The 1,646-nt window shown below is 69.0% G+C and carries 1 protein-coding gene; it reads right to left on the minus strand.

All coding sequences use genetic code 11. The features are described 5' to 3' along the window. On the minus strand, nt 1-1,610 hold a 1,610-nt coding region (locus ACTT8P_RS38255), incomplete at its 3' end, for a non-ribosomal peptide synthetase (protein ID WP_442836394.1). Nucleotides 1,611-1,646: the final 36 nt, after the last annotated feature.

The following is a 1,646-nucleotide window of genomic DNA, read 5'->3' on the forward strand; positions in this document are numbered from 1 at the left end:
CACCGCGCCAGGTCACCGGTCCGGTACATCCGCTGCCCGGGAACGAACGGACAGGCCACGAACCGCTCCGCCGTCAGCTCCACCCGCCCCAGATACCCACGCGCCAGGCCCGGACCGACCAGATACACCTCACCGACCACACCGACCGGCGCCGGACGCAGGAACTCGTCCAGCACGAACGCCCTCGTACCGGCAAGCGGCCGGCCTATTGCGGGCGGCGCATCCTCCGCTGTGATGCTTTCCGCGATCTCCACGGCCGTCGCCATCACCGTGGCCTCGGTCGGACCGTACGTGTTCCACACGCCTGCCTGCCCACGCCAGCGCGCCGCGAGGTCCGCGTTGAGCCGCTCGGCACCCAGCACCCAGTTCTTGACGCCCGGCACCGCCTGCGGGTCCAGGACCCCCAGCAGAGACGGCACCACACTGGCCACCGTCACCCCCGAGTCACGGATCATCCCCGCCAACACCTGCGCGTCCGTACGCTCCTCGGCCGTCGCGATCGCCAGCGTGCCACCACCGGCCAGCGTCACCGCCACATCCACTACGGACGCGTCAAAACTGAACGAGGCGAACTGCAACGTCACTTCACCCGGCCCCGCGCCCAGCACCGGCGCGACTGCCTCGACCAGGTTCACCAAGCCACGGTGCGCGACCGCCACGCCCTTGGGCCGACCCGTCGACCCCGACGTGTAGATCACATACGCCAGACGATCTGGATCGAAGGGCACGTTCAGCGGCTCCTCGGACTCGGCCGTGATCGCCTCTGCCGCACCAGCCAGCCACTCTTCATCGATCACCAACGCCGCACCACTGTCGGCCACCATGAACGCCAGCCGATCCGCCGGATACTCCGGGTCCAACGGTACGTACGCCGCCCCGGCCCGCCACACCCCGAGCACCGCCACGACCATGTCGACACCCCGGGGCAACCGCAGACCCACCCGGCTCTCCGCACCGACACCCGAGCGTTGCAGGTATCGCCCCAGTTGATTCGACCGCTCGCGCAACGCTGCGTACGACAGCGTCTCGGAACCGCACCGCACCGCCACGGCACTCGGCGCCGCGGCAACCCGGGCTCCGAACAGCTCCCACCACGATGCCGCCGCTGCCGACCGAGCAGGACCGTTCCATGCCTCGACCACCCGCGCTCGCTCGCCGGCGACCAGTACATCGATGTCGCTGAGCCGGGTCTCCGGGTCGGCCGCGATCTGCTCCAGCACCCGCACCAGCCGGCGCACAACCTGCTCCGCCTGACCCGCATCGAACAGATCGGGCCGGTAGTCCAGCCGCAGCCTCAACTCCGCCGGATCCACCCCGAGCGCCAGCACGAAGTTGGTCGACTCCCGCATCCCCGCACCCGTGACCACCACCGAACCCAACGACGACGGCACATCCGGATCACCCGGAAAATTCTCGAACGCCAGCAGAGTGTCAAACCCCGCCCCAGGCCCCACCAACCGCTGAATCTCACTCAGCCCAAGATGCTGATGATCCAGCAACCCCGACTGCTCCCCCTGCACCACACCCAACAACTCCACCACCGACCGGGAACCATCCAAACGCACCCGAACCGGCACCGTGTTGATGAACAACCCCAGCATGTGCTCCATGCCGGGCAGCTCGGCCGGTCGGCCCGCCACCGTCGC

It is taken from the genome of Streptomyces sp. JW3 (assembly GCF_052216785.1).
In the GTDB taxonomy this organism is placed as follows: domain Bacteria; phylum Actinomycetota; class Actinomycetes; order Streptomycetales; family Streptomycetaceae; genus Streptomyces.